The organism is Kribbella jiaozuonensis, assembly GCF_005233875.1.
Taxonomy (GTDB): Bacteria; Actinomycetota; Actinomycetes; order Propionibacteriales; family Kribbellaceae; genus Kribbella; species Kribbella jiaozuonensis.
On record NZ_SZPZ01000001.1, the window covers coordinates 814,910 to 840,971 of the forward strand.

26 protein-coding genes and 1 riboswitch are annotated in these 26,062 nt (G+C 68.4%); of the genes, 11 read left to right on the top strand and 15 right to left on the bottom strand.

Features of this window, described 5'->3' with window-relative positions:
• Positions 1–13 precede the first annotated feature (13 nt).
• The 5 genes from FDA38_RS03940 (at position 14) to FDA38_RS03960 (ending at position 4,471) form a co-directional block, all read left to right on the top strand.
• Positions 14–1,261 (top strand): cation:proton antiporter, encoded by a 1,248-nt coding sequence (locus FDA38_RS03940; protein ID WP_137252684.1) that lies wholly within the window; start codon positions 14–16, stop codon positions 1,259–1,261.
• 82 nt (positions 1,262–1,343) lie between these two features.
• Positions 1,344–1,487: riboswitch (SAM riboswitch) on the top strand.
• A 13-nt stretch (positions 1,488–1,500) separates the two neighbouring features.
• Positions 1,501–2,760, top strand: coding sequence for a threonine synthase (thrC, locus tag FDA38_RS03945; protein WP_137252685.1), 1,260 nt, complete (start codon positions 1,501–1,503; stop codon positions 2,758–2,760).
• Complete coding sequence (locus tag FDA38_RS03950; protein ID WP_137252686.1) at positions 2,757–3,032, top strand: ubiquitin-like small modifier protein 1; 276 nt, start codon at positions 2,757–2,759, stop codon at positions 3,030–3,032. Before thrC ends, FDA38_RS03950 begins: the two co-directional genes overlap by 4 nt.
• 46 nt (positions 3,033–3,078) lie before the next feature.
• Positions 3,079–3,459 (top strand): VOC family protein, encoded by a 381-nt coding sequence (locus tag FDA38_RS03955; protein WP_137252687.1) that lies wholly within the window; start codon positions 3,079–3,081, stop codon positions 3,457–3,459.
• A 13-nt stretch (positions 3,460–3,472) separates the two neighbouring features.
• Positions 3,473–4,471 (top strand): zinc-dependent alcohol dehydrogenase family protein, encoded by a 999-nt coding sequence (locus tag FDA38_RS03960; protein WP_137252688.1) that lies wholly within the window; start codon positions 3,473–3,475, stop codon positions 4,469–4,471.
• A gap of 3 nt (positions 4,472–4,474) precedes the next feature.
• On the opposite strand, the gene FDA38_RS03965 is transcribed toward FDA38_RS03960, so the two are convergent.
• From FDA38_RS03965 to FDA38_RS03975, 3 genes are all read right to left on the bottom strand, one after another.
• Positions 4,475–5,698 (bottom strand): response regulator, encoded by a 1,224-nt coding sequence (locus FDA38_RS03965; protein ID WP_137252689.1) that lies wholly within the window; start codon positions 5,696–5,698, stop codon positions 4,475–4,477.
• 226 nt (positions 5,699–5,924) lie between these two features.
• Positions 5,925–6,875, bottom strand: coding sequence for a dihydrodipicolinate synthase family protein (locus FDA38_RS03970; protein ID WP_137252690.1), 951 nt, complete (start codon positions 6,873–6,875; stop codon positions 5,925–5,927).
• A gap of 20 nt (positions 6,876–6,895) precedes the next feature.
• Entirely contained in the window at positions 6,896–8,020 is a 1,125-nt protein-coding gene (locus FDA38_RS03975) for a mandelate racemase/muconate lactonizing enzyme family protein (protein WP_137252691.1), read from the bottom strand.
• 95 nt (positions 8,021–8,115) lie between these two features.
• Between FDA38_RS03975 and FDA38_RS03980 the strand changes: the two genes are divergently transcribed.
• Positions 8,116–9,084, top strand: coding sequence for an LLM class flavin-dependent oxidoreductase (locus tag FDA38_RS03980; RefSeq protein ID WP_137252692.1), 969 nt, complete (start codon positions 8,116–8,118; stop codon positions 9,082–9,084).
• Here FDA38_RS03980 and FDA38_RS03985 read toward each other — a convergent pair.
• The gene (locus FDA38_RS03985) at positions 9,046–10,236 is read right to left on the bottom strand and encodes an AI-2E family transporter (RefSeq protein ID WP_137252693.1); all 1,191 of its coding nucleotides are present in this window, start codon (positions 10,234–10,236) and stop codon (positions 9,046–9,048) included. The genes FDA38_RS03980 and FDA38_RS03985 overlap by 39 nt on opposite strands.
• Before the next feature lie 289 nt (positions 10,237–10,525).
• Here FDA38_RS03985 and FDA38_RS03990 point away from each other — a divergent pair, with 289 nt between their 5' ends.
• Together FDA38_RS03990 and FDA38_RS03995 are read left to right on the top strand one after the other, a co-directional pair.
• Positions 10,526–11,608, top strand: coding sequence for a hypothetical protein (locus FDA38_RS03990; RefSeq protein WP_137252694.1), 1,083 nt, complete (start codon positions 10,526–10,528; stop codon positions 11,606–11,608).
• Between the two features lie 11 nt (positions 11,609–11,619).
• Entirely contained in the window at positions 11,620–12,090 is a 471-nt protein-coding gene (locus FDA38_RS03995) for a DUF7144 family membrane protein (RefSeq protein ID WP_137252695.1), read from the top strand.
• 3 nt (positions 12,091–12,093) lie between these two features.
• On the opposite strand, the gene FDA38_RS04000 is transcribed toward FDA38_RS03995, so the two are convergent.
• The 10 genes from FDA38_RS04000 to FDA38_RS04045 all read right to left on the bottom strand — a co-directional run bounded on the left by FDA38_RS04000 (position 12,094) and on the right by FDA38_RS04045 (position 22,285).
• The gene (locus tag FDA38_RS04000; RefSeq protein ID WP_137252696.1) at positions 12,094–12,966 is read right to left on the bottom strand and encodes a carbohydrate ABC transporter permease; all 873 of its coding nucleotides are present in this window, start codon (positions 12,964–12,966) and stop codon (positions 12,094–12,096) included.
• Entirely contained in the window at positions 12,966–13,781 is an 816-nt protein-coding gene (locus tag FDA38_RS04005) for a carbohydrate ABC transporter permease (protein ID WP_137252697.1), read from the bottom strand. The genes FDA38_RS04000 and FDA38_RS04005 overlap by 1 nt, the downstream gene beginning before the upstream one ends.
• Positions 13,782–13,984: 203 nt before the next feature.
• Positions 13,985–15,250, bottom strand: coding sequence for an ABC transporter substrate-binding protein (locus FDA38_RS04010; protein WP_137252698.1), 1,266 nt, complete (start codon positions 15,248–15,250; stop codon positions 13,985–13,987).
• 90 nt (positions 15,251–15,340) lie between these two features.
• The gene (locus FDA38_RS04015; protein WP_137252699.1) at positions 15,341–17,365 is read right to left on the bottom strand and encodes a ligand-binding sensor domain-containing protein; all 2,025 of its coding nucleotides are present in this window, start codon (positions 17,363–17,365) and stop codon (positions 15,341–15,343) included.
• Positions 17,366–17,492: 127 nt separating this feature from the next.
• Positions 17,493–18,056, bottom strand: coding sequence for a hypothetical protein (locus FDA38_RS04020; RefSeq protein ID WP_137252700.1), 564 nt, complete (start codon positions 18,054–18,056; stop codon positions 17,493–17,495).
• A complete protein-coding gene (locus FDA38_RS04025) occupies positions 18,053–19,204 on the bottom strand; it encodes an L-histidine N(alpha)-methyltransferase (protein ID WP_137252701.1) in 1,152 nt (383 codons plus the stop codon). Before FDA38_RS04025 ends, FDA38_RS04020 begins: the two co-directional genes overlap by 4 nt.
• A gap of 57 nt (positions 19,205–19,261) precedes the next feature.
• Positions 19,262–19,477 carry a cold shock domain-containing protein gene (locus tag FDA38_RS04030; protein ID WP_137252702.1) on the bottom strand — a complete coding sequence of 72 codons (216 nt, stop codon included), beginning with the start codon at positions 19,475–19,477 and terminating at the stop codon, positions 19,262–19,264.
• A 26-nt stretch (positions 19,478–19,503) separates the two neighbouring features.
• Positions 19,504–20,643: a Cmx/CmrA family chloramphenicol efflux MFS transporter gene (locus FDA38_RS04035; RefSeq protein ID WP_137252703.1), complete on the bottom strand. Its 1,140-nt coding sequence runs from the start codon at positions 20,641–20,643 to the stop codon at positions 19,504–19,506.
• 113 nt (positions 20,644–20,756) lie between these two features.
• A complete protein-coding gene (locus FDA38_RS04040; protein WP_130443947.1) occupies positions 20,757–20,948 on the bottom strand; it encodes a hypothetical protein in 192 nt (63 codons plus the stop codon).
• Positions 20,945–22,285: a PspC domain-containing protein gene (locus FDA38_RS04045; protein WP_137252704.1), complete on the bottom strand. Its 1,341-nt coding sequence runs from the start codon at positions 22,283–22,285 to the stop codon at positions 20,945–20,947. The genes FDA38_RS04040 and FDA38_RS04045 overlap by 4 nt, the downstream gene beginning before the upstream one ends.
• A gap of 194 nt (positions 22,286–22,479) precedes the next feature.
• On the opposite strand from FDA38_RS04045, the gene FDA38_RS04050 reads away from it, so the two are divergent.
• The 3 genes from FDA38_RS04050 (at position 22,480) to FDA38_RS04060 (ending at position 25,752) form a co-directional block, all read left to right on the top strand.
• Positions 22,480–24,060, top strand: a complete 1,581-nt coding sequence (locus FDA38_RS04050) for a PspC domain-containing protein (RefSeq protein ID WP_137252705.1) — start codon at positions 22,480–22,482, stop codon at positions 24,058–24,060.
• Positions 24,057–24,698 carry a response regulator gene (locus FDA38_RS04055; protein ID WP_137252706.1) on the top strand — a complete coding sequence of 214 codons (642 nt, stop codon included), beginning with the start codon at positions 24,057–24,059 and terminating at the stop codon, positions 24,696–24,698. Before FDA38_RS04050 ends, FDA38_RS04055 begins: the two co-directional genes overlap by 4 nt.
• Positions 24,699–24,759: 61 nt before the next feature.
• Positions 24,760–25,752, top strand: coding sequence for an ABC transporter permease (locus FDA38_RS04060; protein ID WP_137252707.1), 993 nt, complete (start codon positions 24,760–24,762; stop codon positions 25,750–25,752).
• A gap of 4 nt (positions 25,753–25,756) precedes the next feature.
• Here the strand turns inward: FDA38_RS04060 and rpsR are convergent, their stop codons facing one another.
• Entirely contained in the window at positions 25,757–25,999 is a 243-nt protein-coding gene (gene rpsR / locus FDA38_RS04065) for a 30S ribosomal protein S18 (RefSeq protein ID WP_137252708.1), read from the bottom strand.
• Between the last annotated feature and the right edge of the window lie 63 nt (positions 26,000–26,062).

Sequence of the window (26,062 nt, forward strand, 5' to 3'; positions counted from 1 at the left end):
CCGGGACCGCATCATGAAGATCAACGGCGACGGCCTGTATCTCGTGGCGGGCCTGGCGCTGTTGCTCGGCGCGGTCCTGCCGCGGCTGCTCCGCCGGTACGCCGTCTCCGCACCGATCGGCTTCCTCGGCGCGGGCGTGCTCCTCGGGCTCGCGGTCGACAAATCCCACCTCAGTCCGATCGTCGAGCCGGGTCTCACCGAGCACCTCGCCGAGCTGACGATCCTGGTCGCGTTGATGGGCGTCGGCCTCGCGATCGACCGCCCGATCGGGTGGCACCGCTGGAAGGTGACGTGGCGGCTTCTGCTGGTCGCGATGCCGGCCTGTATCGCGGCTGTCGCCGGTGCGGGCTGGCTGCTCGGGCTGGCGCCGGCGACCGCGTTGCTGCTCGGCGCCGTACTCGCTCCGACCGATCCGGTCCTCGCGTCGGATGTGCAGGTGCAGGGGCCGTCGACTGGCGCGGACGCCGAGCCGGAGGAGGATGACGAGGTCCGCTTCGCGCTGACGTCGGAGGCCGGGCTGAACGACGGTCTGGCGTTCCCGTTCGTCTACGCGGCGGTCTTCGGGGCGACGAAGGGTGCGGTGGGTAACTGGGCGCTCGAGTGGTTCGCCTGGGATCTGATCGGGCGGACTGTGATCGGTGTGCTGGTCGGCCTCGGTGTCGGGTGGTTGCTCGGCAAGATGGCGTTCTCCGCGCCGTCGCGGACCTTCAGGTTGGCCGACGCGCGTGAGCCTGTGCTGGCACTTGCGATGACGCTGGGTGTCTACGGGCTCGCACAGGTGCTGCACGGGTATGGCTTCGTCGCCGTGTTCATCGCCGCGCTGACACTGCGCGCGGCCGAGCGGCATCACGACTTCCACGAGGACCTGCACGGGTTCGTCGAGCAGCTCGAACACATCCTGACCTGGGGCATCCTGCTGCTCCTCGGCTCGGCGATCACTGCTGGGTTGCTCCGGCCGCTGAGCTTTGCCGGTGTCGCGCTGGGCCTGCTGCTGGTGCTGGTGATCCGTCCGCTGACCGCGTGGGTCGCGCTGGCGGGCACGCCACTGGGTCGGTCCGAGCGCTGGGTGACGGCTGCGTTCGGGATCCGCGGGGTCGGTTCGGTGTTCTACCTGGCGTACGCCGGGTCCGATTTCGGCACCGACCTACCGTGGTTGTGGGCGACGGTCGGGTTCACCGTCGTACTGAGCGTGGTCGTCCACGGTGTCGCGGTGACGCCGCTGATGCGGATGCTCGACGTACGCCGGGACGCCGCCGCCTGAGCGTGGTCGCGGCTGAGATCGGCGGTCTCGCATGGTGGGATCACAAGACACAATATGGACCCGATTGGGTAATCTCGGGGGCAGCTCATCCAGAGGGACTGAGGGAAACGGCCCGTTGAAGTCCCGGCAACCCTCCCCGTCGAGCCCCCGCCCGGGGCGTCTCGCGGTGGAACGGTGCCAAATCCGTCCCGCCGCCGAGATCCGGTGTTCGCGGGGAAGATGAGAGGGGAACCTCACTCATGAGCCAGACCGCCACCCACACGATCCGTGAAGGTGCCTTCGGCAACGGTACGCACCTGAGCTGTCGCGCCTGTGGGGCGAAGTCGCCGCTCGGTCCGTTCTACGCCTGTATGGAGTGCTTCGGTCCGCTCGAGGTCGGATACGAGTACCCGACGATCACCCGCGAGCAGATCGAGGCCGGACCCAAGAACATCTGGCGCTACCAGCCGCTGCTGCCCGTCCCCGTCGACGTGGCCAGCTACCCGAACACCGAGCCCGGCTACACCCGGCTCATCGACGCGAAGAATCTCGCCCGCGAGCTCGGCCTCCGCAAGCTCTGGGTGAAGGACGACTCCGGCAACCCCACCCACTCCTTCAAGGACCGGGTGGTGGCCTCCGCGCTCAGCGCGACCCGCGAGCTGGGCATGAAGGTCTTCGCCTGCCCCTCCACCGGCAACCTGGCCAACGCCGTCGCCGCGGCCGCCGCCCGGGCCGGCATCCGCTCGGTCGTGTTCATCCCGCACGACCTCGAGCGCCCGAAGGTGATCACCACCGCCGTGTACGGCGGGACGCTGGTCGCCGTCGAGGGCAACTACGACGACGTGAACAAGCTGGCCTCCGAGATCGCCGGCGAGGAGGAGGGCTGGGCGTTCGTCAACGTCAACGTCCGCCCGTACTACTCCGAAGGCTCCAAGACGCTGGCCTTCGAGATCGCCGAGCAGCTGGGCTGGCGGCTGCCGGAGCAGATCGTGATCCCGGTCGCGTCCGGCTCGCAGCTGACCAAGATCGACAAGGGCTTCACCGAACTCGGCAAGCTCGGCCTGGTCGACGCCACCGACTACAAGGTGTACGGCGCGCAGGCGACCGGCTGCTCCCCGGTCTCACAGGCGTTCCGCGACGGGTACGACGTGGTCAAGCCGGTCAAGCCGGACACGATCGCGAAGTCGCTGGCGATCGGTAACCCGGCGGACGGGCCGTACGTGCTGGACGTCGCCCGCCGTACCGGCGGCGCCATCGAGGACGTCAGCGACGAAGAGGTCATCGAGGGCATCCAGCTGCTGGCCCGGACCGAGGGCGTCTTCGCCGAGACCGCCGGTGGCGTGACCGTCGCAACGCTGAAGAAGCTGATCGCGACCGGGCAGCTCGACCCCGAGGCCGAGACCGTGATCATCAACTCCGGCGACGGGCTGAAGACGCTCGACGCCGTGGCCGACCGGGTCGGCCCCAAGGTGACCATCCCCGCGTCGTACGACGCCTTCGTGAAGGCAGGCCTGCAGTGACTGTGAGCGTTCGGGTTCCGACCATCCTGCGTCCGTACACGCAGGGCGTGTCCGAGGTCTCCGCGGAGGGCTCGACGCTGACCGAGGTGCTCGACTCGCTGGACGCGTCGTACCCCGGCATCAAGGGCCGCGTCCTGGACGAGGCGGGCGAGCTGCGCCGGTTCGTGAACGTGTACGTCGACGATGACGACGTACGCTTCGCCGACGGCCTCCAGACTGCAATCAAGGACGGCGGCCAGGTCTCGATCATCCCGGCGGTCGCCGGCGGCTGAGCTTTCCGGTCGCCGTTCGTCCGGAATCGGCGCTAGCGTCACCCACATGGCGACGAACTGGACGATCGGCGCGGATGCGGCCGACCCGCAGCGGCTGGCGGAGTTCTGGGCAGCTGCGCTGGATTATGTGCAGGAGCCCGGGTACGAGGATCCGGAGGGAGCCTCGATCGTGGACCCCGACGATGTCGGGCCGGCGATCGGGTTCCTCCGGGTGCCCGAGCCCAAGACCTCGAAGAACCGGTTCCACATCGACATCCGGGTGGCAGGCCCGACCCGCGACGACGTGACGGCCGAGCGCATGCGCACCAAGGCTTCGGAGCTCGTGGGTCTCGGCGCGACCCAGGTCCGCGAGGAGTTCTACGGCCCCGACGTACTCGGCCATATCGTGATGCTCGATCCCGAGGGCAACGAGTTCTGCGTGGGCTGACTACGATGCCTTGGTGCGCGCTGTCGTGATCGAGGAGTACGGCGTTCTGCCCGTCGTACGAGAGGTTCCGCGGCCCGAGCCGGCGGAGGGTGCGGTCGTCCTGAAGGTCGAGGCGACCGGGCTGTGCCGCAGCGACTGGCACGGGTGGATGGGGCACGACGCCGACATCGTCCTGCCGCATGTGCCCGGCCACGAGTTGGCCGGGACGATCGCGGAGGTGGGCGCCGGGGTAACGGGCTGGCAGGTCGGCGATCGCGTCACGACGCCGTTCATCTGCGCGTGCGGCGTCTGCGAGCAGTGCCTGGAAGGCAACCAACAGGTCTGCCCGAACCAGCTCCAACCCGGCTTCAACTACTGGGGCTCCTTCGCCGAGTACGTCGCGGTCCCCTACGCCTCCGTCAACCTCGTCCGCCTCCCCGACGACATGGCCTTCACCACCGCCGCCGGCCTCGGCTGCCGCTTCGCCACCGCCTTCCGCGCCGTCCACCAGATCGCCAAGGTCCGCCCCGGCGAACGCGTAGCCATCTTCGGCTGCGGCGGCGTAGGCCTCTCCGCAGTCATGATCGCCGCCGAGCTCGGCGCCGAGGTCATCGCCATCGACACAAACCCTGAGGCTCTGAAGCTGGCAGCTCAGTACGGCGCGGCGCACACGACGTCGACGGTCCCGGACTTTGGTGGAGTGCGTGTCACCATCGACGCCCTGGGGTCGAACGAGATCGTCCAGCAGGCTCTCCGGCTCCTGCGTCCGCGCGGACGGCATGTCCAGATCGGTCTGCTCCCGTCCGGCGTTTCTCTGGATGTCGGTCGCCTCATCGGGCAGGAACTGTCGTGGCTGGGCAGCCACGGCATGCCGGCCCACGCTTATCCGGAGATGCTCGAATTGGTTGCTGCAGGCAAGCTAAGCCCGTCGAGCCTGATCACTCGCACGATCACCCTCGACGAAACCCCCGCCGCACTGGCAGCACTCTCCGACGGCACACCTGCCGGCGTGACGGTCATCCAACCGAACTGAGTGCTACAAGCGGATCAGGTAGACCGTCGGTGGGCGGCCGGTGCGGCCGTGTTGTTGGGTGCCGGTGGGGGCGGCCAGGCCGGCTCGTTCGAGGCGTTTGAGGACTCGGCGGGCGGTGCGGAGTTGGACGGCGAGGTGGTCGGCTACGTCTTGGGTGGTGAGGCCGTCGGGGAGGGTGGCGGTGAGTTCGCGCATGCGGGCGAGGGTTTGGGTGTTGAGGCCTACCCGGCGGGCGAGTAGGGGGAGGCTTTCGGTGCCGCGGGCGGTGGTCGGCTGTTCGCCGCTCGGTTCGATGACGATCTCGACGTCGTCGGACATCGAGACAACGCCGGCGACCGATCCGATCGATGCGGCACGGCTGACGGCTCGGCGGGCCAGGGCCTCGGCTTCAGCGGCAGTGCGGCCGACGCCGAAGCCGACGTACGCCGTGGTGTGCCTAGCTGCAAGGTGATCGAGTAGAGGCATCCGGGAGAACTGCTCGGTCGCCTGCTCCAGCAGCCCGCGTGTGGTGACGACCAGATGCCGGCCGTCGGGGAGAGCGGCCAGGCTGCCGCCCAGCGTGATGAGGTCGGCGGCGAGGGCGTCGTCCGGTTCTGGTAGATCGATCACCCCAAGCGCGACCTGCGCATCGCCGACGTGCTGGCCGGTCGTCGTCAGCACCAAAGCCTGCAAAGTAGAGCGGATCGAGTAGCGCGACGGTGCGAGCCGCACAGACGGCATCTCGTTCTCGATCAGGTGGAATGCCGAACCCAGGCAGCTGATCGCGACCTTTGTGTCGTGCTTCTCGCGTGCGGTCCGGTGGAACTCGACGATGTCGTCCGACGTCAGCCCGGGCCGGTACGGCAGCACGTGGATGTGCTCCGTCGGCAGCTTCGCCTCGATCAGCGTTTCGATCACCTCGGACCGCCGCAGCGTGTCGATCGAGAACTGCGTGACGTTGTGCCCGAGCCGCAGCAGCTCGACCAGCGCCCGCAGCAGCGTCGCGCCGTCGTACGAGACGTACATCGCCGGTCGGTCGATCACCCCGGCCTCGGTGGCGATCGTGTACGGGACGACGCCGGTGAACAGGAACGCGTCGACGTCGGAATGCGCCTGCTCGACCAGCTCGACCGCTTCGGTCTCGTGCCGGTAGGCCAGCGGGAGGAGGGCAGTCCCGCTCGGTGCGCCGACGGCGGTCACGCGCTGGACCAGATCCTCCGGTCCGACCACGCCGACCGTGAGCGCCATCAGGACACCGGCCCCGAAGCTGAGCTGATCCGCACGGCATCCTCCGACGACTTCTGGTCTGGCCCTCAACTCGCAGAATAGCGCAGCAGAGCCCCGGGCCCTTGACGTTCAGGTCTAGCTCTCTTAGTTTCGGTCAAGACCACAATTGCCGCCACCCCCTGAGGCGGCCCGCGACGGCGGCGGTGTGGTGGAGCGAAGGAGGGAGCGCGCCACCCCACTGCCCGTGCTAGGCGTGGAGCTCCTCGAGGCAGCGGACCACCAGGTCGCGTTCGCCCGGCGGCAGGTCAGGACCGTAGGGATCGTGCGCCGCCTCGGCCGGCACCAGGCCCTCCCATTCGGCTGCCCACAGCATCCGCTGCACGTACCCCTCGATCGGTGCGTAGAACGTCGCCGCCGCGAACCGGTCCAGCCGGTCCGACGCGGTCAGGAACCCGGAGTGGTCGCCGGCAATCCATGCACGCAGTACGGCGGTCGACAGCTCCACCTGCGCCGACGCGATCCCGACGAGCGCCGTGTCGGCGCCCCACATGAACGACGGCCCGTACATGCGGTCCTCGCCGGTGATCAGCAGCTTGCCGCTGCCACGCCCGGCCCAGATCGCGTCCTGGCAGCCGATGGCCCGGTCCAGCGTCGCCGTCTTCACTCCGAGCATGGACGGCAGTGACAGCAGGTCCTTGATCAGCGAAGGCGAGTACGGGTACCCGCCGGCCTCACCGTGCAGGTAGAACCCGACGAGCGGCAGCCCGCTCTCCGCGGCCACCCGCTCGTGCAACGCCACCGCCTGCGCATCCCCGTCCGGCAGGTCGCCGAGCGCCGCCAGCGGATAGACCATCACCGCATCCGCTCCACCCGCTGCAGCGGCCAGCGCCATCTCCACCGTCGCATTGGCCGCCTCCTGCAGCCCGGACACCTCAGCAGAGCGAGGTACGCCGACACCCGCCACGATCGGTACGTCGGTGGCCTGCCGCCACGTCTCCAGCACCTTGGCGCGGTCGCCGGGCGACAGGTACAGCCCGCGCCCGGTGTGCGCCCACACCGCGATCCCGCCGACGGACTGGGTCGTCAGCGCACCGGCGTACGCGGTGAGAGCGTCGTACGCGACGACACCGTCGGAGTCCATCGGTGTGACCACAGCGGGAAGCAGTGTGCCGCGCAGTCGCTCTACGAGTGGGTGCATCAGAGACCTCTCAGACAGCGTCAGACGGAGTGCCCGAGACCGGGCCCCTGCGGTACGTCGATCCAGCCGTCGCAGTCGGCGAACACACTCGGCGCCAGCGGGTCCTCGGTGACCATCAGCGGCCCCACCAGGTCGGCCGCGACGGTCGCACCGGGCACGGCGGCGGCCAGGTGTACGGCGGCCAGCGTGGCCACGCCCAGCTCCGGCATCGAGCCTACCTTCACCGCCAGCCCGGCAGCCTCGGCCACGTTGGCGATCTGCAGCGCACGGTGGAGTCCGCCGACCTTGAGGATCTTGATGTTGAGTACGTCGGCCGCACCGCGCCGTGCGATCTCCATGGCGTCGTGCAGCGAGTGCATGCTCTCGTCGACCATCACGCGTACGTCGAGGCGCTCGCGCAGCCGCACCAGCCCGGCCAGGTCCCAGCGGGGCAGTGGCTGCTCCAGCAGGGTCAGACCGGCGGCGCTCATCTTCGCCAGGTACGGGAGGGCTGTGGTCGCGTCGTACCCCTCGTTGGCGTCCAGGCACAGCTCGGCGTCGTCGGGGATCGCAGCGCGGACGGCGCGGATCAGCTCGAGATCCTTGGCCGGGTCCTGGCCGCCCTTGACCTTCAGGTGCATGAACCCGCGATCGGCGTACTCCGCTGCCTCCGCAGCCATCTCGTCGAGCGTGCCGAGGCCGACGACCCACGTGGTCTGGACGCGGTCGCGGACGCTGCCGCCGAGGATGGTGTGCACCGGCCAGCCGCTCAGGCGACCGGCCAGGTCGTACAGCGCGATGTCGAGGCCCGACTTGGCGACCTGCTGACCACGCAGTACGGCGTCCATCACCACGTGCGCACCGGCCCGGTCGAGCGGATCGCGACCGACCAGCGCCGGGGCGAGGTGTTCCTCGATCGCGGCCTGTACGCCGGCCAGCGTCTCACCGGTGTACGCCGTCATCGGTGACGTCTCGCCGATCCCGACGGCCCCGTCGGCGGTGTGGACCTCGACGACCAGGCTGATGAGCTCGGTGCTGATCCCGCTGCTGATCTGGAACGGACGGCGGTACGGCGCGCTGACCACGCGGGTCTTGATCGCGCTGATCGGCCCGGACGCCGCCGATGCCCCGTCCGGCAACCCCGCCGGTTGTGCTGCAAGACTCATAACCGGCTCCTAGGGTCGCAATCTGAGCGGAAAGCATTTACGGTCAAGACCGTAAATACCCTGAGCGCTCTCTGTCAACGGAAGGTGGCACCCCGATGCGGCTGGGTCTCTATCTGAACCTCTACGGCACCCCGGACGAGCGGCCCCGGTTGGCCGACGCGGTCGAGCAGGCGAAGCTCGCCGAGCAGGCCGGGTTCGAGTGGGTCGTGCTCGGCGAACGGCACCTGCACCGGCCCGGGTACCACGAGATCCTCACCTCGATGACGTGGCTGGCCGCGCACACCTCCCGGATCGGGATCGCGACGGCGGGGATCGTGGCGCCGTTGTACGACCCCGTCGTACTCGCGGAGACGCTGGCGCATATCGACGTACTGTCCGGTGGGCGGCTGACGGCGGGGTTCGTGCTCGGGTACCGGCCGGAGGAGTTCGCGCTGTACGGCGTGACGCAGTCCGAGCGGGTCGCGCGGTTCGAGGAGGGGCTGGAGATCCTCACGCGGCTGTGGACGTCGGACGAGGTCACGTACGACGGGAAGTTCACGAGCATCCAGGACGCGTACCTGTCGCCGCGCCCGGTGCAGTCGCCGCGGCCGCGGATCTGGAACGGCGGGCGGGTGTCGGCGGTGCTGGAGCGCACCGCCCGGATGTGCGACGGCTGGACGACGTCGTTCAACGAGCTGGACGCGGACCTGCCGGCGAAAATCGCGGAGTACCTGTCGTATCGCCGCGGCGAGGGGACGCTGGGGCAGGAGGTCATCCTGTGCCGGGAGGGGTACTGCGCTCCCACGTCGCAGGACGCCCGCGCGGCGTTGGAGGAGCCGCTGCGGGACCTGTACGACGCCTACACCGGGTGGAAACGGACGTCGACGGATGTCAGCCGGTACACGCAGGGCTGGGACGACATCGTCGACCGCAGCGTGATCGGCTCGCGCGCCGAGTGCGCTGAACGGCTGGCGCACTACGAGGAGATGGGCGCCGACGGCATCGTCCTGCGCATCCAGCCGCCGGGTATGTCGCAGGCAGACGCGCTACGAGCCATCGAGGCCTTTGGGGCCGTCGTTGCTTGAGATCAGGCCGTTCACCCAGCGGGTGGACGGGTCGGCGTCCAGGAGCAGGGCCTTGGCGAGGAGGGAGAGGGGGATGGCGAGGATTGCCCCCAGCGGGCCCAGGACCCAGCCCCAGAAGACCAGGGACAGGAACGTCAGGGTGGTCGACATACCGACCGCGTCGCCGACGATCTTGGGTTGGATGATCGACTGGAAGACGAAGTTGATGACGCAGTACGCGATGATCACCCAGAGGAGGGTGGTCCAGCCGCTGTCGAGCAGGCCGAGCAGCGCCGGCGGGACGACGCCGATGATGAAGCCGATGTTCGGGATGTAGTTGGTGATGAACGCCAGCAGGCCCCACAGCCACGGCAGCGGGATGCTGAGCAGGTAGAGAACGCCGACGTCCACGACGGCAACGATCAGGCCGAAGATGGTGGAGACGACCAGGTACCGGGTGGTCCCGCGGGCGAAGCTGGTGAGGGCGCGGGCGATTCCGGGGCGGTGCTTCGCGGCCTCGGTCAGGCGCGCGGTGAAGCCGTTCGCGTCCATGCCCATGAAGAACAGCAGGATGATGATGAAGCCGAGGTCGGAGAACACTCCGAGCAGCTTGGTCAGCCAGGTCTGAAGGATCCCGAGCGCCTTGCCGAGGTCGAGCGCCTGCAGTACGCGCTGGATCTCCTGGTTTCCGATGCCGCGGTGCGCCAGCCAGACGCGTACGTCGTTGATGAGCTGCCCGAAAGTGTCCTGGTACGTCGGAAGCAGCGTCGCGAGCCGGGCGAGCGAAAGGGCCAGGGCGGCGGCGAGGCCGAGCAGGAGAGAGATCACCACGACGAGGGCGACCAGGGCGGCGATCCAGCTGCGGACGCCACGCCGGATCAGGAACCGTCGGAGCGGGCTGACCGCGATGGTGAGGATCAAGGCGAGGAACACCGGCCCGGCGATGCTCGAGAACCCGTGCAGCCCGCCGGCGGTGATGATCGCACCGGCGGTCCCCAACAGCACCACGACACCCCGCGGAAGCGACCACGAGCCCGCTGTGCCGTCCTCCGGCGGCGGTTCGTGCGAGCCAGCAGCAACTTCCGCCTGCGGCGGTTGGGGGGAGAGGTCAGCCGCAGGTGGGCCGGCCGGCGAGGGGGCGGGTGGGGGTGGGGTGTCGGGGGAGTTGGGCATGGTGTCGCTCTCCTCCGCGTCGGACCAGGGGTTCGAACATGTCGGACATCCGGGCGGGCGGCATCACGCGTGTCGGAGGAGGCGGCAGCGGGCGTCGTACCTAAAGGGTGAGCCGGTCCCGCCGGTTGCGCAGACCCGGTCGACCACCGCCCACTCCCGGACAAGCCCCGGCCCGCGTCATCCGCCCTGGATGACCCCCCGAACCGGGCCGATCGGAAACCCCCGGGTTGAGGTGAGGCCCTCGGGACGGTTCCGGTCGTAGCCTGAGTCGGACAGATGGGGGTGGCGGATGGACGTCCAGGTGGTGTTCTGGGGCGTCGTACTGGCGCGCTTCATACTGCCGTTCTTCATCCTAAAGTATCCGCTGCCGGCGATCATCGCCTGTCTGCTCTTGGACGGCGTGGACCAGACGATCTTCCAGCTCTTCGGCGTCGACCCGCCGAACTACCAGAGCTACGACAAGGCGATGGACGTGTTCTACCTGTCGATCGCCTACCTCGCGAGCCTGCGCAACTGGACCAATCCGGCGGCGGTCAAGATCAGCAGGTTCCTGTTCTTCTACCGCCAGGTCGGCGTGGTGCTGTTCGAGTTGACCGGTCTGCGGTTCCTGCTGCTGGTGTTCCCGAACACGTTCGAGTACTTCTTCATCGCGTACGAGGGTGTGCGCGCCCGGCGGAACCCGAACCGCTACGGGTTCCGGTTCTGGGTCAAGGTCGCGGCCGGGATCTGGATCTTCATCAAGCTGCCGCAGGAGACGTGGATCCACATCCTGAAGCTGGATCTCACCGACACGATCCGCGACGTGCCGTGGTTCCTCCCCGCGCTGATCGTGGCGCTGCTGGCACTCGCGGCGGTCGTCTGGTTCGTCGTACGGCCGCGGCTCCGGCCGCCCGACTGGACGTTGCGGCTGAGCGCCGACCCGCTGCCCGAGGAGATGGACGAGGCGAGCGAGCGGATGGCGTACCGCGCGGCGCACAACCGGGTGTTCGACTGGGCGTCGTTCGAGAAGATCGTGCTGATCGGGCTGACCAGCGTGATCTACGGGCGGGTGCTGCCCGGCGTGGAGACCAGCGACCTCAGGCTCTTCCTGGGTATCGCGTTCTTCGTCGTACTGAACTCCGCGATCGGGCTGTGGAGCGCGCGGCGCGGGTACGGGTGGGACTCGGCGACGTTCTCGTTCGTCGTCCTGCTGGTGATCAACATCGCGCTGGTCTTCATTGCGGACCTGCTGCTGACGCGGGGGAACGGAGATCTGTCGCTGCCGGACACGCTGTTCTTCGTCTTCCTGGTGACCACGCTGACGATGCTCTACGACCGCTACCACCCGGTCAGTGAGTACCGCGCCACTGCGGCGACCAAGGCCGCGAGCTGAAGGAGAGCGCCATGCCGGAGCCCGACGAAACCCCTGGCGGTACCCATCGACGGCCCGGCGAGGTCGAGGTGCCGGAGTGGCCGAGCCGCTGGGTCGGCTGGATCCTGTTCGCCGGCGTCATGATGATTGTGCTCGGCATGATCCACGCGTTCCAGGGCTTCGTCGCGATCTTCGACGACACCTACTTCCTGGTCCGCCCACCCCGCCTGGCGATCCACCTCGCCTACGACAACTGGGGCTGGATCCACCTCGGCGTAGCCGTCTTCGTCCTGATCTCCGGCATAGCCCTCCTCAACGGCCGCGTCTGGGGCCGGGTCGTCGGCGTGATCGTCGCCATCGCCAGCCTCATCCTCAACATGGCCTTCCTGTCCGCCTACCCCATCTGGTCCACCATCACCATCGCCATAGACGTCCTCATCATCTGGTCCCTGACAGTCCACGGCGACGAACTCCACCAAATGCTGAACAAGCCGAAGCCGTGATGCTCAGGCCTTGAGGCCGGACATGGCGATGGAGTCGGTGAGGTAGCGCTGGAGGAGGCCGAAGACCAGGAGGCTGGGGACGACTGTGATGGTGGCACCGGCCATGACCTGGTTGATGGGGACGGCTTGGGTTTGGAGGGTGGCGAGGCCGACGGTGAGGGTTTGCATCTTGCCGGACTGGCCGATGACCAGCGGCCAGAGGAAGTCGTTCCAGTGCCAGAGGAAGACGAAGATTCCCAGCGTCGCCAGCACCGGACGGATCAGCGGTACGACGATCATGGTGAAGATGCGCCACTCGGACGCCCCGTCGATCTCCGCGGCTTCGAACAGTTCGTCGGGCAGCTGCATGATGAACTGCCGCATCAGGAACACCGCCTGCGAGTTCGCCAGCGTGGGAACGATCAGCCCCCAGTAGCTGTCCACCCAGTCGAGCCGTGAGACCAGGATGTACGACGGAATCAGCGTCGCCTGGAACGGGACCATCAGCGTCGCCAGGAACGCCCAGAACATGATCTCCCGCCCCGGGAACTTCTTCTTCGCGAACGCGTACCCCGCCATCGACGCGAACAGCAGCACGCAGACGACCGAGATCAGCGAGTAGAGCAGCGAGTTGACCGTCCACCGCGGGATGTCCGAGCTCGACAGCACCCGCGAGAAGTTCTGCAGCGTGAAGTTCGACGGATTCAGCGCATCCGGAAACGTCCGCCCGCTCGGCGGCGCGAACGCGACCAGCACCATCGCCGCGAACGGCACGACCGTCACGATCGCGGTGAGCGTCAGTAACGTCGGCAGTGTCAAGCGGGCCGCCGTACGCCGTCCGACCGCCTTGGTCTCGCTGACAGCCCGCACCGGCGGGCGTTCGAGCACGTTGACCATCAGTCGTCCCTCCCGACGAGCCGGCGCTGTACGAGCGAGACGATCAGCACGATCAGGAACAGCACCAGACCGATCGCGCTGGCGTAACCGAAGTCGAAGAACTTGAAACCGCTGTCGTACAGGAAGTACACGAGCGAGTAGCTGGACCGCACCGGCCCGCCGCCGGTCATCACGTACATCGCGTCGAAGACCTGGAACGACCCGATCGTCTCGATCACCAGCACGAAGAACAGCACCGGACGCAGCTGCGGGAGCGTCACGTACCGGAACCGTTGCCACGTCCCGGCGCCGTCGATCATCGCCGCCTCGAGGTACGACTTCGGCACCGCCTGCAGGCCCGCGAGCAGGATGAGCATCGAGTACCCGAAGCCCTTCCAGGCCGAGGTGACCGCGATCGACGGGAGCACCGTGCTGGACTGGCTGAGGAAGTCGATCGGGCCGATGCTGACCAGCCCGAGTACAGCGTTCAGCAGGCCGTCCTGGGCGTCGTAGATCCATTTCCAGATGACCGCGGCGAGCACGATGCTGGTCACGTACGGGAGGAAGAAGACGCCCCGGAAGAACCCGCGCTTCCACACCACTTGATGGAGCAGTACTGCGGTACCGAGCGAGAGCAGGACCGTCAGCGGTACGAAGATCACCGTGTAGGTGACGGTGACGAGCAGCGCCTCGTGGAACACCTTGTCCGACAACAACCGCGTGTAGTTGTCGAGGGCAATGAAATCCCACTTGCCGCTGATCCGGTAGTCGGTCAAGGACAGCAGGAACGCGCCGATCGCCGGCAGGAACCGGAACACCAAGAACAGCAGCAGCATCGGCGCAACAAACAGCAGCCCCACCCATGGTCGCCGGCGCGGTCCGCCTCGCCCTGCGGGCGAGGTGGACCGCGAAAAGGCGGAGTGGAGGCGTGAGCCGAAGCTGCGGGGGTCGGGGGAGGTATCGCCGGCGGCGTCCGACTGCACCGGCTGACCGGGCACGGATCCCGCCCGACCCGTGCCCGGCACCTGGCGTGCCTCCGTCAACGTTGTCTCGACAGGAGGTCGTTGGCCTGCTTGGCGGCGTCGTCGAGGGCCTGCTGGGGCTGCTTCTTGCCGGTCAGCACGGCCTGGATCTCGGTGCTCAGCATCGACATGATCTGTCGCGCCGACGGGTTCGCCTCACCCGGTACGGCGTACTGCAGCGCGTCGTGGAACTTCGCCACGGTCGCGTCCGTCGACTCGGACTTGGCGTCGTTGCGCGGCGAGTAGAACCCGGACGCCTTGCTCAGCCCGTCCAGCTGCGCCGACTGCTCCATGAACGACAGGAACTTCTTCGACGCGTCGACGTTGTCCGATGCCGCGTTCAGCACCAGACCACCCGGGATCCCGTACCCGACCTGCTTCTTGCCGGTCAGCGGCGAGCCGATCTCGACGTTCCCCGCGCCCCAGGTCTTCGTGACCGTCGCCACGTCGGCCGGCACGCTGGTCATCGCCATCGCGACCTGACCCTTGCCGAACGGCGAGTCGGCGACCACGTTGCCCGCGGTGAGCGCGGTCTTCGGGATCGCGCCCTGGTCCCACAGCGACTTCAGGAACGTCAGCGCCTCCAGCCCCGGAGCCTGGTTGAACGTCACCGACTTGCCGTCGTCGGCGAACACCTTCCCGCCCGCCTGCCACAGCAGCGGGTAGAAGTTCAGGTTCAGCGTCGCCTCCGGCGAGGCCGAGTAGTCCAGCGTGGAGAACCCGGCCGCCTTCAGTTTCGGCGCGGCCGCCTTGATCTCGTCCCAGGTCTCCGGCGGCTTCGCGATCCCGGCCTTGGTCAGGACGGTCTTGTTGTACATCGTCGTCGTGACCGTGTGATAGATCGGTACGCCGTACACCTTGCCCTCGACCGTCAGGCCGGGGACCGCGGCCGGCAGGAACTTGTCCTTCTCCGGCTCGACCACGTCGTCGACCGGCTCCAGCGAGCCGCTCTTCACGTACTGCGGGATCTGGTCCGGGATCATCAGCAGCACGTCCGGGCCCTTCTTGCCCGAGAACGCGGCCGCGACCTTCTCCTCCCGGTTCGCCCACGGCTGCGCCTCGATCTTCAGGTCGATCCCGGAGTTCGCCGCCTCGAAGTCGGTCTCGACCTTCTTCCAGTAGGTGTCGCTGGCCGCCTGGTCGGCGATCACCGGGTACATCCAGAGCGTGACGCTCTTCTTCGAGTCCGAGGAGCCCGAGTCGCCTCCGCCGCAGGAACTGAGCGCGGCGGCGAGAACGAGCGCCGTGAGTGGTGCCGCGATGCGGCGGACGGTCGATTTCATCGCACCCCCAGGGTGTCCGGAAGTCAGGGCCGGAAGTAGTTGCGGCGAATAACGGTCAGGACCGAAAGTAGCCGGGGTGAAATTCTGCTGTCAACGGCTGATATCAATCCGGAACAGCTCGGAACCGCTCGTCATCAGCAGTTGGTGGTCTCCCCGGACCCCGAGCCGCCGGTGCGCGTGCTCGACGAACAGCGTCGGGACGGCCTTCTTCCCGGGCTCGATCCGGTAGATCTTGTTCAGGTCGATGCTCACGTACACCGCCTCCCGCGTGGACACGATGTCCCCGCTCGAGGTCGTCGTACCGAGCGTGAAGGACTTCTTCAGCTTGCCGCTGTCCGGGGCCACCGCGAACACCGTCTTGCCGGCCACGCCCCAGAGCAGCCCGTCCGGCCCGATCGTGACCGACGAGACCGTCGCCGCGCCCGGCACCGGCACGGTTTCCCAGAGCTTCTTCTTCTTGGCCACGTCCCACGCGAATACTGTGCCCGCTTCCCGGGTCGGCGGTGTGGTGGTCAGCCCGCCGGCGATCGACGTGCCGCCGTACACGATGCCGCAGTCGGCGGTCAGCCCGAAGACCGACTCGTCCTGGACGACGTTGCGGTACTTCTCCGCCGTACCGGTCTTCGGGTCGTAGATGACCAGCGCGCCGCCGAGCCGGTCGCCGTCCGGGACGGTGCCGACCGCGATCTTGCCGTTCACCTCGGCCAGCGCGCGGGCGCGGGTCTGGAACAGGTCCGGCTTCAGGTTGAGCGCCTGGACCGGGTTGTCCGGCGTACCGGGCGGTCCGGGGGAGTACTCCGGACTGCTCCACGGCTTCGACGTGTCATATGAGTAGAGGCGGGCCTCCGGATAGGCGCCGACCCAGACCTTGCCGTCGGAGCCCTCCATCAGCGCCTCGACCTGGGAGAACCGGTTGAACGTCGCCGCGCCGGTGTCCGGGTTGACGACCGACACGCCGCCGTTGAGGAAGCCGCCGGCGTAGATGTTGTTGCTACCGCCGGCGACGGACAGGATCTCGATCGGCTCCCGCCGTACCTTGGTCTGGAAGATCTCGGACTTGCCGGTCTGCGGGTTGTACCGGAACTCCTCGCCGCGCCACAGCGTGCCGACGACGCTGGTCCCCGGGTAGTCCGGCAGGTTCAGGTCGGCGTACCCGATCGAGCGGGCGTTCTGGATCCGGCCGGTGAAGGTCAGGCCGGTCCCGGTCAGGGTCTTGGTGGCCGGGTCGTACTTCTTCAGCTCACTCGCCTGGATCATGTACAGCGAACCGTCCGCGCCGATCGGCGAGATGTCGAGACCGTGCTCGTTCGCGATCTCGTCGACCCAGGTCCGCGACGCGATGTCCCAGACGTACATCGGGCCGGGGAACGCCGTGCTGACCCGGGTGTACACGCGACCACCGCGGACGTTGAGGTCGTAGACGACCTTGTCCTTCGGATCGCCCATCGTGGGCGGTGCCGGGATCTCGGTGACCGTGCCGCTGGCCACGTCGACCTCCTGGAAGTACGCGTCCGGTTCGGTGCCGGTGTAGAGCTTGCCGTTCGCGTAGTCGATGCTCTTCACGTACCCCTGGCCGGCCTTGATCGTGCCGTAGTCGCGTACGGCGCCGGTCGCGTGGTCGTAGCTGAACACGCGCCCGTGCGGGTACGTCCCGCCGTACACGTTGCCCTGCTCGTCGACGGTGATCCGCAGGATGAACGTCTCGGACGCCAGCGGCCGCCCCAGGTCCTCGGCGGTGGTCGCGCCAGGCTTCAACCGATAGAGATGGCCGTTGTTGTACGTGCCGGCGTAGATCGTGCCGTCCGGCGCGGCCGCGACCGCGTAGCTGCCGTCGGCGCCGGGCAGGGCCGCGGACAGCAGGCTCTCGCCGGTGGCCGGGTCGATGGCGTTCAGGTACGCCGGGCTGCCGCTGGACACGTTCCAGATCGCGGTCTTGCCGTTCGGGCCGGGCGCGACCGTACCGCCGATCAGCAGTACGTCGGACAGCGGAACGCCCAACGAGGTCAGGGTCGCCGTCGGCGGCTGATGACCTGCCTCGGCAGCGGGGGGAGTGGTCAGAGTCGTGACGAGTACGGCGGCGAGTGCCACCGCGATGAGCGAGCGGGCTGATCGCATGCGATGCCTCCGGGGTGCCGTATTTACGGTCCTGTCCGAAAGTGAAGCTCTGACCGCAGCGCGAAGTCAACGTTTCGGCACAATTTGCCACTACTGGCAGCAGCAGCTCCGGTTTCGGCCTCGGCCGTTAAGGCTGCGGGATCGCCGCGAGCAGGTTCTGCAGCTTCTCCCGGGTCGCGGCGAAGTAGCTGTTCTCGCGATGCAGCGCACGATGGAAGGCGGCCAGCTCCGCCGGCGAGATCGTGTTCGAGAACGTGCTGATCTCGGTCAGGTCGAGGCGCCGGTTGAACAGGTGCACGGTGTCCCGCCAGCGGTGCAGCAGCCCGACCAGGTCGGCGTCCCGGTGGAGCCCCAGCGCGCCGGACACCAGCGCGAGATCGACCGCGGACACCACCAGCCGCGGGTACACCTGCCGACTCGTGGGTGCGTCAGGCGAGAACCGCTCGTCGTTGAGCAGCCGGGTGTTCTCCTGCAGTTCGTCCACCACAGCCCGCAGTACTTCGGTACGCCGCTCCGCCTCGGCCGTGAGCCGCTCGACGAAGATGCCGCTCAGCCCGGCGACCAGCGTGAGGGTGTTGACGGCCGGTTCCCAGCGCGAGTTCCCCGGCCAGAAGAACCAGATGATGCCGAGGACGAACGCCACCCCGAGCAGCCCGTACGTCACCACGGTGACGACGGTGCGCCGGGTCATATTGCCCAGATGTCGTCGGCGAGGCTGTGTGCCGCCTCGCCGGCCGCGTCCGGTGCGAGCAGGAGCAACTCCAGGCCGAACGGGTTCGGACGGCGGGTGTACCGGAACTGGGACTGGATCGCCTCGACCGGTGTGAGCTGGCAGGCCTCGGTGAGCCGCTTCAGCCGGGTGGTCGAGTACTTGCGGGTGGTGTAGAGCCGGATCGTGTCGCCGATCGGCAGCACCACCTCGGTGTGGTCCGGCAGCTCCATCCGGATCTCGCTGTCGGTGTCGTTCTGCCAGAGGATCTTGACCAGCAGCGCGTCCTCGTCCTCGACCTCGCCGATGAACTTGACCCGGTCGTTGTTGATCTTGAGGTCGGTGTTGTACCGCAGTGCGCTGGTGACGAACTCCGCGAACGCGCGGGTCTGGTGGTACTCGTCGGCCGCCGCGTCCGCGGTCTCCTGGTCGAGTCGGGTGGTGCTGGCCACCTCGAGCAGCAGCCGGTCCTGCGGCCGCAGTACGCGGGTGAGGGTGCTGAGCAGCTCCTCGTCGCTCTCGAAGTTGGCCAGCGTGTTGCCGGTGAGTGTGAACAGGATCGGATCGTTGCCGACCAGCCGGGCGAGCATCTGGGCGAGCTCGTCCATGTTGTCGGCGATCGAGAAGTCCAGCTGCACGGGCAGCACGTGGGAGACCGGGAAGCGGGCGCCGCGGACGGGCTCCAGCGTGCCCATCCGCAGCATCTCCGAGCTCATGTCGACCGGGATGTAGTACATGCCCGGGTTGTTCCGGCGCATGTCGCTGAGGATCGTGCGGTCCTTCACGCCGGTGCCGACGCCGAGGCTGACCAGGTGGAAGCCGCCGTCCTCGACGTGCGGGCGGACCTTGCGCCAGTGCCGCAGGAACGACTCGGCACCCGCCTTCATGACCAGGTAGAACGGGTCGTTGGTGGCGTTCGCCCAGGCGATCGTCGGACCGATACCCCAGTACGAGAAGCCGGACGTGATTTGCTTGCCGTCACCGGTCGTCGAGACCGGCCCGCGCAGGTCACCGGTCAGCGTCGCGAGCTTGTCGGTCTGATCCTCACCGACGAGCAGCAAGGACCAGGCGAAGTCGTCGTCGGCCAGCGCATGCTCGAGCTTCCGGATCACGGGTACCGGCTCTGCCACGTCCCACCCCTCACACGATGAGACGACAGGTTATCGGTTGCCGGACCAGACCGCTGGTCAGATCGGCGTGACCGCGTCTGCCTCGCGGCCCTTGGGGCCGTCGACGATCTGGAACTCGACCTGCTGGCCGTCCTCGAGGGTCTTGTACCCGTCCGACACGATCTTGCTCCAGTGCACGAACACGTCGTCCACCTCGCCGCCGCCACCGGTCTCGATGGCAAGAAAACCGTAGCCCTTGTCGGCGTTGAACCACTTCACGGTGCCGCGCACCATCGGAACTCCTCGACCACGGGACCCACTTATCCGGGCCCCTCGCGATGAACAAGCCTAACCGAGCCCGCCGCCACGCAGAGCGCGGTGCCCACCAGCGCGGCGCTGACCCACAGCGGCCCGCGGAACCCGGCGGCCCCGATCGCCAGGCCGCCGAGGACAGGCCCCGCGGCCGCTCCGACGTTGAGCGCGGCGGTCGCGAGTCCACCGGTCAGGACCGGCGACTCGACACCGGCGTACAGGGCGTAGGCGATCAGCGTCGAGCCGACCGCGAAGGACAAACCGCCTTGCAGGAAGGCCAGAACGACGGTCGGTACGACGTGCGCGGCGGTCAGTGCGAACGCACACCAGCCGAGCAGCAAGATGCCACCGGCAACCAACACGAGCAGGTGGTTGCCGCGATCGGCGTACCGGCCGGCGACGGTGACGCCGGCAAAGGATCCGAGACCGAAGAGCGCGAGCATCAGCGGCACCCAGCCCACGCCGAGACGGGTGACTTCGGTCACGACCGGCGCCAGATACGTGAACGAGCAGAACGTCGCACCGTTGACGAGCGCCCCGAGCAGCAGCAGTACGCCGAGCCGTCGGCCGACCCGGAACCGCCCGATCGAGGTCGGACCGGTCCCGCGGGCCGGGACCGAGCGCAGGATCGCGATCAGCGCAGGCAACGAGATGATCGCGACCGCCCAGAACGCGGACCGCCAGCCGAAGGACGAACCGAGCAGAGCGCCCGCCGGTACGCCGACGATGCACGCGAGCGTCGTACCGCCGAGCAGAACCGAGGTCGCACGCCCCTTCGCATCCGCGCGGACCAGGCTGGTAGCGGTGGCGAGCGCGACGGCCAGGAATCCCGCGTTCGCGAGCGCGGCCAGGATGCGGGTGATCAGCAGTACGACGAAGCTGGCCGTTAACGCGCCGACCACGTGCACGGCGAGGAAGACGGTCAGTGTCACCAGCAGCGTCCGCCGTCGCGGCCAGCGGGCGCCGAGGACCGCGATCGCCGGAGCGCCGACGATCATGCCGAGCGCGAACGCCGAGGTCAGCCAACCGGCGGTGGGAATCGAGACGCCCAGGTCCTGGGCGATGTCCGGGCCGAGCCCGGAGAGCATGAATTCGGAGGTCGCCTGGGCGAACACGGCCAGGCCGAGCAGGTACAGCACGAAAGGCATGGAGATACTCCCGTAAACCATCGATGGAATGCGTCATCGGTGGTTACGGTCTGTCGGCCTCCGGGCTGGACATGCCGCGAGCCTAGGGAACGGCGGGGAAGCCGTCCATCGAGTTAACCGCGGCGGGAGGCGGCCAGGCCGAGGACGCCGGCTGTGACGAGGAGGAGGGCGCTGGTGACGCCGAGGTCGTCGGTCTGCAGGACGCCGTTCTCGGTCAGCATCCAGATCGTGGCCGCGCCGGTCAGGACCGCGCCCGTCACGACACCGGGAACGTCCGGCTTCGTCTTGCGTGGCTGCTGGCTCATCCGCGCTCCACCTTGATGCTGCCCAGCCTGACATCCAGGTCCAGGGTGACCTGCTGCGGACCGGCCTTGCCGTCCGTGCCCAGGTCGTTCAGGTTCAGCTCGGCATTATGTCCGCCCTGGTGCTGGTTGAGGAAGGCAACGTCTCCCATCTCGGCCGACAGGTTGCCGGTCACGTCGACGTTCGAGGGCAGCTTGACGATCACTTCGCCGGCGCCGCCGTGGACGTCGACCTTCGCGCCCGGGCCGAACTTGGCCTTGGTCAGGTCCAGATGCACCGACCCGGCGTCGAACTGGTAGCTGGTCCCGGTCGCGGTGATGGTCTGGCCGACCGGCGCGACGTAGTTGGTGTCGGCGAAGTTGCGCGGCACGTTCGGGAACACCGTGCTCGCCACCGCACCGGCCGCGAGCAGGATGCCCAGCGGCAGCAGGGCCAGCGTGCGGCCGACGAACCCGCCGAGCAGCATGCCGGCGCCGAGCGTGGCCAGGCCGATGACCAGCATGGTCGCGGTGGAGGCGCCGGCCAGCGCGGCGATACCGATCGCGAGACCGGTCAGTACGACGACGATCGACTTGATCCCGCGCATGCCCTTCGCCGGCGGTCCGGCGGGCTTGGTGCTGACCGGCGGGGTGGTGCCGGCCGGCTCGTCGACGTACAGGCCGAGAGGGTCGTCCTCGGTCCACACAGGCTGGACCGGTTCGACGGTGCGGTCCTGGGGTCGCTGTGTGGCCGAGGACGACGGACCCGCCGGGGGAGCTGACGGGTCGTACTGGGTGGGCGCGGCGTACGCCGAAGGCGCCTGCTGGCCGGGCGTGGTGTCCTGCGGGCGGCCGGTCCAGTTGGTGTCCTGGCCGGTCCAGTTCGCGTTCGGACCGCCCATGTACTGGCTGCGCCGGCCGCGGCCGATCCCGCCGTTCTTACGCTGCTTGGCGACCACGAAGATCACCGCGAGCACGATCAGCGGACCGGGAACGAACCGGCCGAAGTCGAACGAGGACATCATCGCGATCGCGGCGAACACACAGGCGCCGATCACGACCGGCCACAGCCACGGGTGGTCGGGACGGACCCGGTCACCGAGCAGACCCTGCGCCGCCGAGCGGTCGCTGCCCTCGTCGGGCATCAGCACCCAGGCGGCGATGTAGAAGATGATCCCGGGACCGCTGAGGATCAGTACGGCCATCACCACGCGGATCAGCACGGGGTCGATGTTCAGCGCGCGGCCGATGCCGCCGCAGACACCGGCGACCCAACGGTCCGACCTGCTGCGCCGCCACGTCTGCGGGTTCTGCAGGCGGTCGCGGTCGAACCCACCGGGTCCACTCTGGTTCTGCTCCATGTCATCGATACTCACACCACACGCGGGCGCGGAACATCGGGATGCACCCTGACGATCCCCCGAGTCCGGCCGGGGCGGGCGGGGGCTTCAGGGTTATCCCCGAGCCGCCCCTGAGCCAGGCGCGCGGGCGTTGAGGAGGCGGCCGGGGACAAGCCTGCTGGTGTGCGGCCCGTCCACATGTGACGATCGTTGTGATGAGCCAGCCAGCAGCCGCGCCGCCGGGCGGGACCTCCACGAACGGAGGCCAGCCCGAGCAGCCGCCTGCCCAGTCTGCACAGTCCGGGCAAGAGCAGTGGCGCTACAAAGGCTGGGGTCCCGAAGGCCCCGGGCAGTACCAAGGCCCGTACGCCGCCTACGCCGCCCGCATGGCCGCGGAGCAGGCCGCCGGCACCCACCACGCCGGCAGCCACCAGTACGCGCCGGGAGCAGGTGGCGCGTGGACGCCCCCGCCGTACGGCCAGTCCGGATCGGCCGGACCCGGGGCGGCGCTCCCGCCTCGGCAGCCGACGGACCCGCCTCGCCGGGCTTACCGGCGTACAGAAGGTCGTGTCGTCGCCGGTGTGGCCGGCGGGATCGCCGACCACCTGGGCGTGTCCGACACGATCGTCCGCCTGGTCCTGATCGCGACCACAGTCTTCGGCGGCTTCGGCGTACTGATCTATGCAGCTCTCTGGTTCCTGATGCCGCTCGCGCCGGACAACATCCCCGGCGCGCCAGGACTCGCCGCGCACACCCGCAGCGGCATGCGTTCCGACGAGCCGCCGCCACCGGTGGCCGAGGCGAAGCAGCGGAAGCGGGAGAAGAGCCGCGGCCAGCTGCCCGCGTTGGTGGCCATCGGCATCGGTCTGTGCCTGCTGCTGCAGGTGGCCGGGTTCGGGATCGCCGGGAAGCTGTTCTGGCCGCTGGTGTTCGCCGCGACCGGTCTCGCGCTGATCTGGCGACAGGCGGATGAGAACCAGAAGGACAAGTGGACGCAGGACATCCGCGTCCCGATCCTCGGCCTGGTGCTCGGCAAGGGCGGCTGGAAGTCGCTGATCCGGATCGCCGTCGGCCTGATCCTGATCGGTACCGCGGTCACCCTGTTCCTGGTCCAGAACGGCCGGCTCTCGATGGTCGGCGACGTACTCATCGCGCTGCTGCTCGCCGTCGTCGGCATCGGTGTCATCGCCGGGCCGTGGGTGCACCGGCTGAGCCGCGACCTGAACTCCGAGCGCGCCGAGCGGGTCCGCTCCCAGGAGCGCGCCGACATGGCCGCGCACCTGCACGACTCGGTGCTGCAGACGCTCGCGCTGATCCAGAAGCAGGCCGAGGACCCGAAGGCCGTCACCCGGCTGGCGCGCTCGCAGGAGCGCGAGCTGCGGTCCTGGCTGTACGACGAGGACGACACGACCGACCAGACCATCGCGAGCGCGGCGAAGCGGGCCGCGGCCGAGGTCGAGGACTCGCACGGCGTACCGATCGAGGTGATCACGGTCGGTGACTGCGACCTGACCGAGCCGCTGTCGTCGATGGTCCGGGCCGCGCGCGAATCGATGGTGAACGCCGCAAAGCACTCCGGAGCTGCGAAGATCGACGTGTTCGTCGAGGTCGACGGCGACCGGGTCGAGATGTTCGTCCGCGACCGGGGCAAGGGTTTCGTGGTCGACGAGGTGCCGGACGACCGGCTCGGCCTGCGACACAGTGTGATGGGCAGGATGGAACGGCACGGCGGCCGCGCAACAGTGCGGTCCGATCCGGAGACGGGGACCGAAGTGCGACTGGAGATGGACAGATGAGCAGCAGGCGCGTTGTCGTCGTCGACGATCACGACATGTTCCGGGCCGGGGTACGCAGCGAGATCGGCGCCTCGGTCGACATCGTCGGGGAGGGATCCGACGTCGACACCGCGGTCAAGGCGATCGTCGGCACCGAGCCCGACGTCGTACTGCTCGACGTGCACCTGCCCGGCGGCGGTGGCACCGAGGTGATGAAGCAGGTCCACCAGCGGCACCCGGACGTCAAGTTCCTGGCGCTGTCGGTGTCGGACGCGGCCGAGGACGTGATCGGCGTGATCCGGGCCGGCGCCCGCGGGTACGTCACCAAGAACATCTCCGGCACCGAGCTGATCGACGCGATCAACCGGGTCGCCGACGGTGACGCGGTCTTCTCGCCGCGGCTGGCCGGCTTCGTGCTGGACGCCTTCTCCGGCGCGATCGACATCGCCTCGGTGGACGAGGACCTGGACCGGCTGTCGCAGCGTGAGCGCGAGGTACTGCGGCTGATCGCGCGCGGCTACGCGTACAAGGAAGTCGCCCGCGAGCTGTTCATCTCGGTGAAGACCGTCGAGACCCACGTCTCCTCGGTACTGCGCAAGCTGCAGCTGTCCAACCGCCACGAACTCACCCGCTGGGCAACCGACCGACGCCTGGTCTGACCTGAACTGCCCCCTTCGGGGTAATCTCCACCAACCGGGTGGGGATTGGAGGGGCAGGGTCATGTTCCATTACGTGCTGCGACGGGTGGCGTCCGCGATCAGTGTGGTCGCGGTCACGCTGGTGGCGACGTTCGCGCTGTTCTTCATCGCGCCCACGGATCCCGCGGCCGCGATCTGCGGTGAGCGCAAGTGCCCGCAGTCGCGGTACCTCGAGATCAAGAAGAACCTGCACCTCGACGAGCCGAAGGTCCAGCAGTTCACCCGGTACGCCGCGGGCATCGTGGTCGGCCGCGACTTCGAGACGTCCGGCGTGGTCCAGCACTGCTCAGCGCCGTGCCTGGGCTTCTCGTTCAAGAACGACCGCCCGGTGACCGGCACGCTGATGTCCAGGCTGCCGGTGACCGCCTCACTGGTCCTCGGGTACGGCGTACTCGTGCTCACCATCGGCGTGACCGCCGGCGCGATGTCGGCCAGACGACGCGGTACGCCGGGGGACCGTCTGCTGATGAGCGGCACGCTGCTGATCAGCTCGGTGCCGTACTACATCGTCGGGCTGATGGCGGCGCTCTACCTGACGATCCTCTACCCGATCCTGCCGAGGAGCGGGTGGGTGTCGCCGCTGGAGAACCCCTGGCACTGGTTCACCGGCCTGGTGGCGCCGTGGGTCATCCTGAGCGTCTACGGCTGCACGGACTACGCCCGCTACTCCCGCGGGTCGATGGTGGAGACGCTGAACGAGGACTTCATCCGGACCGCTCGGGCCAAGGGGCTGTCGGACCGGGTCGTCACCTACAAGCACGCGCTGCGGGCCGGGCTGATCCCGGTCGTCACGATCTTCGGCCTGGACCTGGCCGCCAGCCTGTCCGGCGCGATCTTCACCGAGAAGATCTTCGACCTGCCCGGGCTCGGCGTACTGGCGCTGGACGCCGTCAGCGACTACGACCTGCCGCTGATCATGGGCTCGGTCCTGCTCGGCTCGGTGCTGCTGGTCGCGATGAACCTGATCGTCGACCTCGCCTACAGCGTGATCGACCCCCGGGTCAGGCTGCAGTAGCCGATCAGCGGCCTGCCGACGTGTACGGCAGCAAAGCCATCTCGCGGGCGTTCTTGATCGCGCGGGCGACCTGCTTCTGCTGCTGCACCGACAGTCCGGTGACCCGGCGGGAGCGGATCTTGCCGCGGTCAGAGATGAACTTCCGCAGCAACGCGGTGTCCTTGTAGTCGATGTAGGTGATGCCGTCGCGGTCCAGCGGGTTCTGCTTCGGCTTGCGCTTTCCGGTCGGGGCCGGGCGTCGGGGCATGGCACCGCTCCTTCTTGAATGTCGTTTTCAAATAGCGTAGCGCAGGTGTCCATCGGTGGCGCG

Excerpts from the sequence above, each read along its gene's own strand:
- FDA38_RS03940 (WP_137252684.1), top strand. The coding sequence starts at position 14 with ATGAAGATCAACGGCGACGGCCTGTATCTCGTGGCGGGCCTGGCGCTG.
- thrC (WP_137252685.1), top strand. The coding sequence starts at position 1,501 with ATGAGCCAGACCGCCACCCACACGATCCGTGAAGGTGCCTTCGGCAAC.
- FDA38_RS03955 (WP_137252687.1), top strand. The coding sequence starts at position 3,079 with ATGGCGACGAACTGGACGATCGGCGCGGATGCGGCCGACCCGCAGCGG.
- FDA38_RS03965 (WP_137252689.1), bottom strand. The coding sequence starts at position 5,698 with ATGGCGCTCACGGTCGGCGTGGTCGGACCGGAGGATCTGGTCCAGCGC.
- FDA38_RS03970 (WP_137252690.1), bottom strand. The coding sequence starts at position 6,875 with ATGCACCCACTCGTAGAGCGACTGCGCGGCACACTGCTTCCCGCTGTG.
- FDA38_RS03975 (WP_137252691.1), bottom strand. The coding sequence starts at position 8,020 with ATGAGTCTTGCAGCACAACCGGCGGGGTTGCCGGACGGGGCATCGGCG.
- FDA38_RS03980 (WP_137252692.1), top strand. The coding sequence starts at position 8,116 with ATGCGGCTGGGTCTCTATCTGAACCTCTACGGCACCCCGGACGAGCGG.
- FDA38_RS03985 (WP_137252693.1), bottom strand. The coding sequence starts at position 10,236 with ATGCCCAACTCCCCCGACACCCCACCCCCACCCGCCCCCTCGCCGGCC.
- FDA38_RS03990 (WP_137252694.1), top strand. The coding sequence starts at position 10,526 with ATGGACGTCCAGGTGGTGTTCTGGGGCGTCGTACTGGCGCGCTTCATA.
- FDA38_RS03995 (WP_137252695.1), top strand. The coding sequence starts at position 11,620 with ATGCCGGAGCCCGACGAAACCCCTGGCGGTACCCATCGACGGCCCGGC.
- FDA38_RS04000 (WP_137252696.1), bottom strand. The coding sequence starts at position 12,966 with ATGGTCAACGTGCTCGAACGCCCGCCGGTGCGGGCTGTCAGCGAGACC.
- FDA38_RS04005 (WP_137252697.1), bottom strand. The coding sequence starts at position 13,781 with ATGCTGCTGCTGTTCTTGGTGTTCCGGTTCCTGCCGGCGATCGGCGCG.
- FDA38_RS04010 (WP_137252698.1), bottom strand. The coding sequence starts at position 15,250 with ATGAAATCGACCGTCCGCCGCATCGCGGCACCACTCACGGCGCTCGTT.
- FDA38_RS04015 (WP_137252699.1), bottom strand. The coding sequence starts at position 17,365 with ATGCGATCAGCCCGCTCGCTCATCGCGGTGGCACTCGCCGCCGTACTC.
- FDA38_RS04020 (WP_137252700.1), bottom strand. The coding sequence starts at position 18,056 with ATGACCCGGCGCACCGTCGTCACCGTGGTGACGTACGGGCTGCTCGGG.
- FDA38_RS04030 (WP_137252702.1), bottom strand. The coding sequence starts at position 19,477 with ATGGTGCGCGGCACCGTGAAGTGGTTCAACGCCGACAAGGGCTACGGT.
- FDA38_RS04035 (WP_137252703.1), bottom strand. The coding sequence starts at position 20,643 with ATGCCTTTCGTGCTGTACCTGCTCGGCCTGGCCGTGTTCGCCCAGGCG.
- FDA38_RS04040 (WP_130443947.1), bottom strand. The coding sequence starts at position 20,948 with ATGAGCCAGCAGCCACGCAAGACGAAGCCGGACGTTCCCGGTGTCGTG.
- FDA38_RS04045 (WP_137252704.1), bottom strand. The coding sequence starts at position 22,285 with ATGGAGCAGAACCAGAGTGGACCCGGTGGGTTCGACCGCGACCGCCTG.
- FDA38_RS04050 (WP_137252705.1), top strand. The coding sequence starts at position 22,480 with ATGAGCCAGCCAGCAGCCGCGCCGCCGGGCGGGACCTCCACGAACGGA.
- FDA38_RS04055 (WP_137252706.1), top strand. The coding sequence starts at position 24,057 with ATGAGCAGCAGGCGCGTTGTCGTCGTCGACGATCACGACATGTTCCGG.
- FDA38_RS04060 (WP_137252707.1), top strand. The coding sequence starts at position 24,760 with ATGTTCCATTACGTGCTGCGACGGGTGGCGTCCGCGATCAGTGTGGTC.
- rpsR (WP_137252708.1), bottom strand. The coding sequence starts at position 25,999 with ATGCCCCGACGCCCGGCCCCGACCGGAAAGCGCAAGCCGAAGCAGAAC.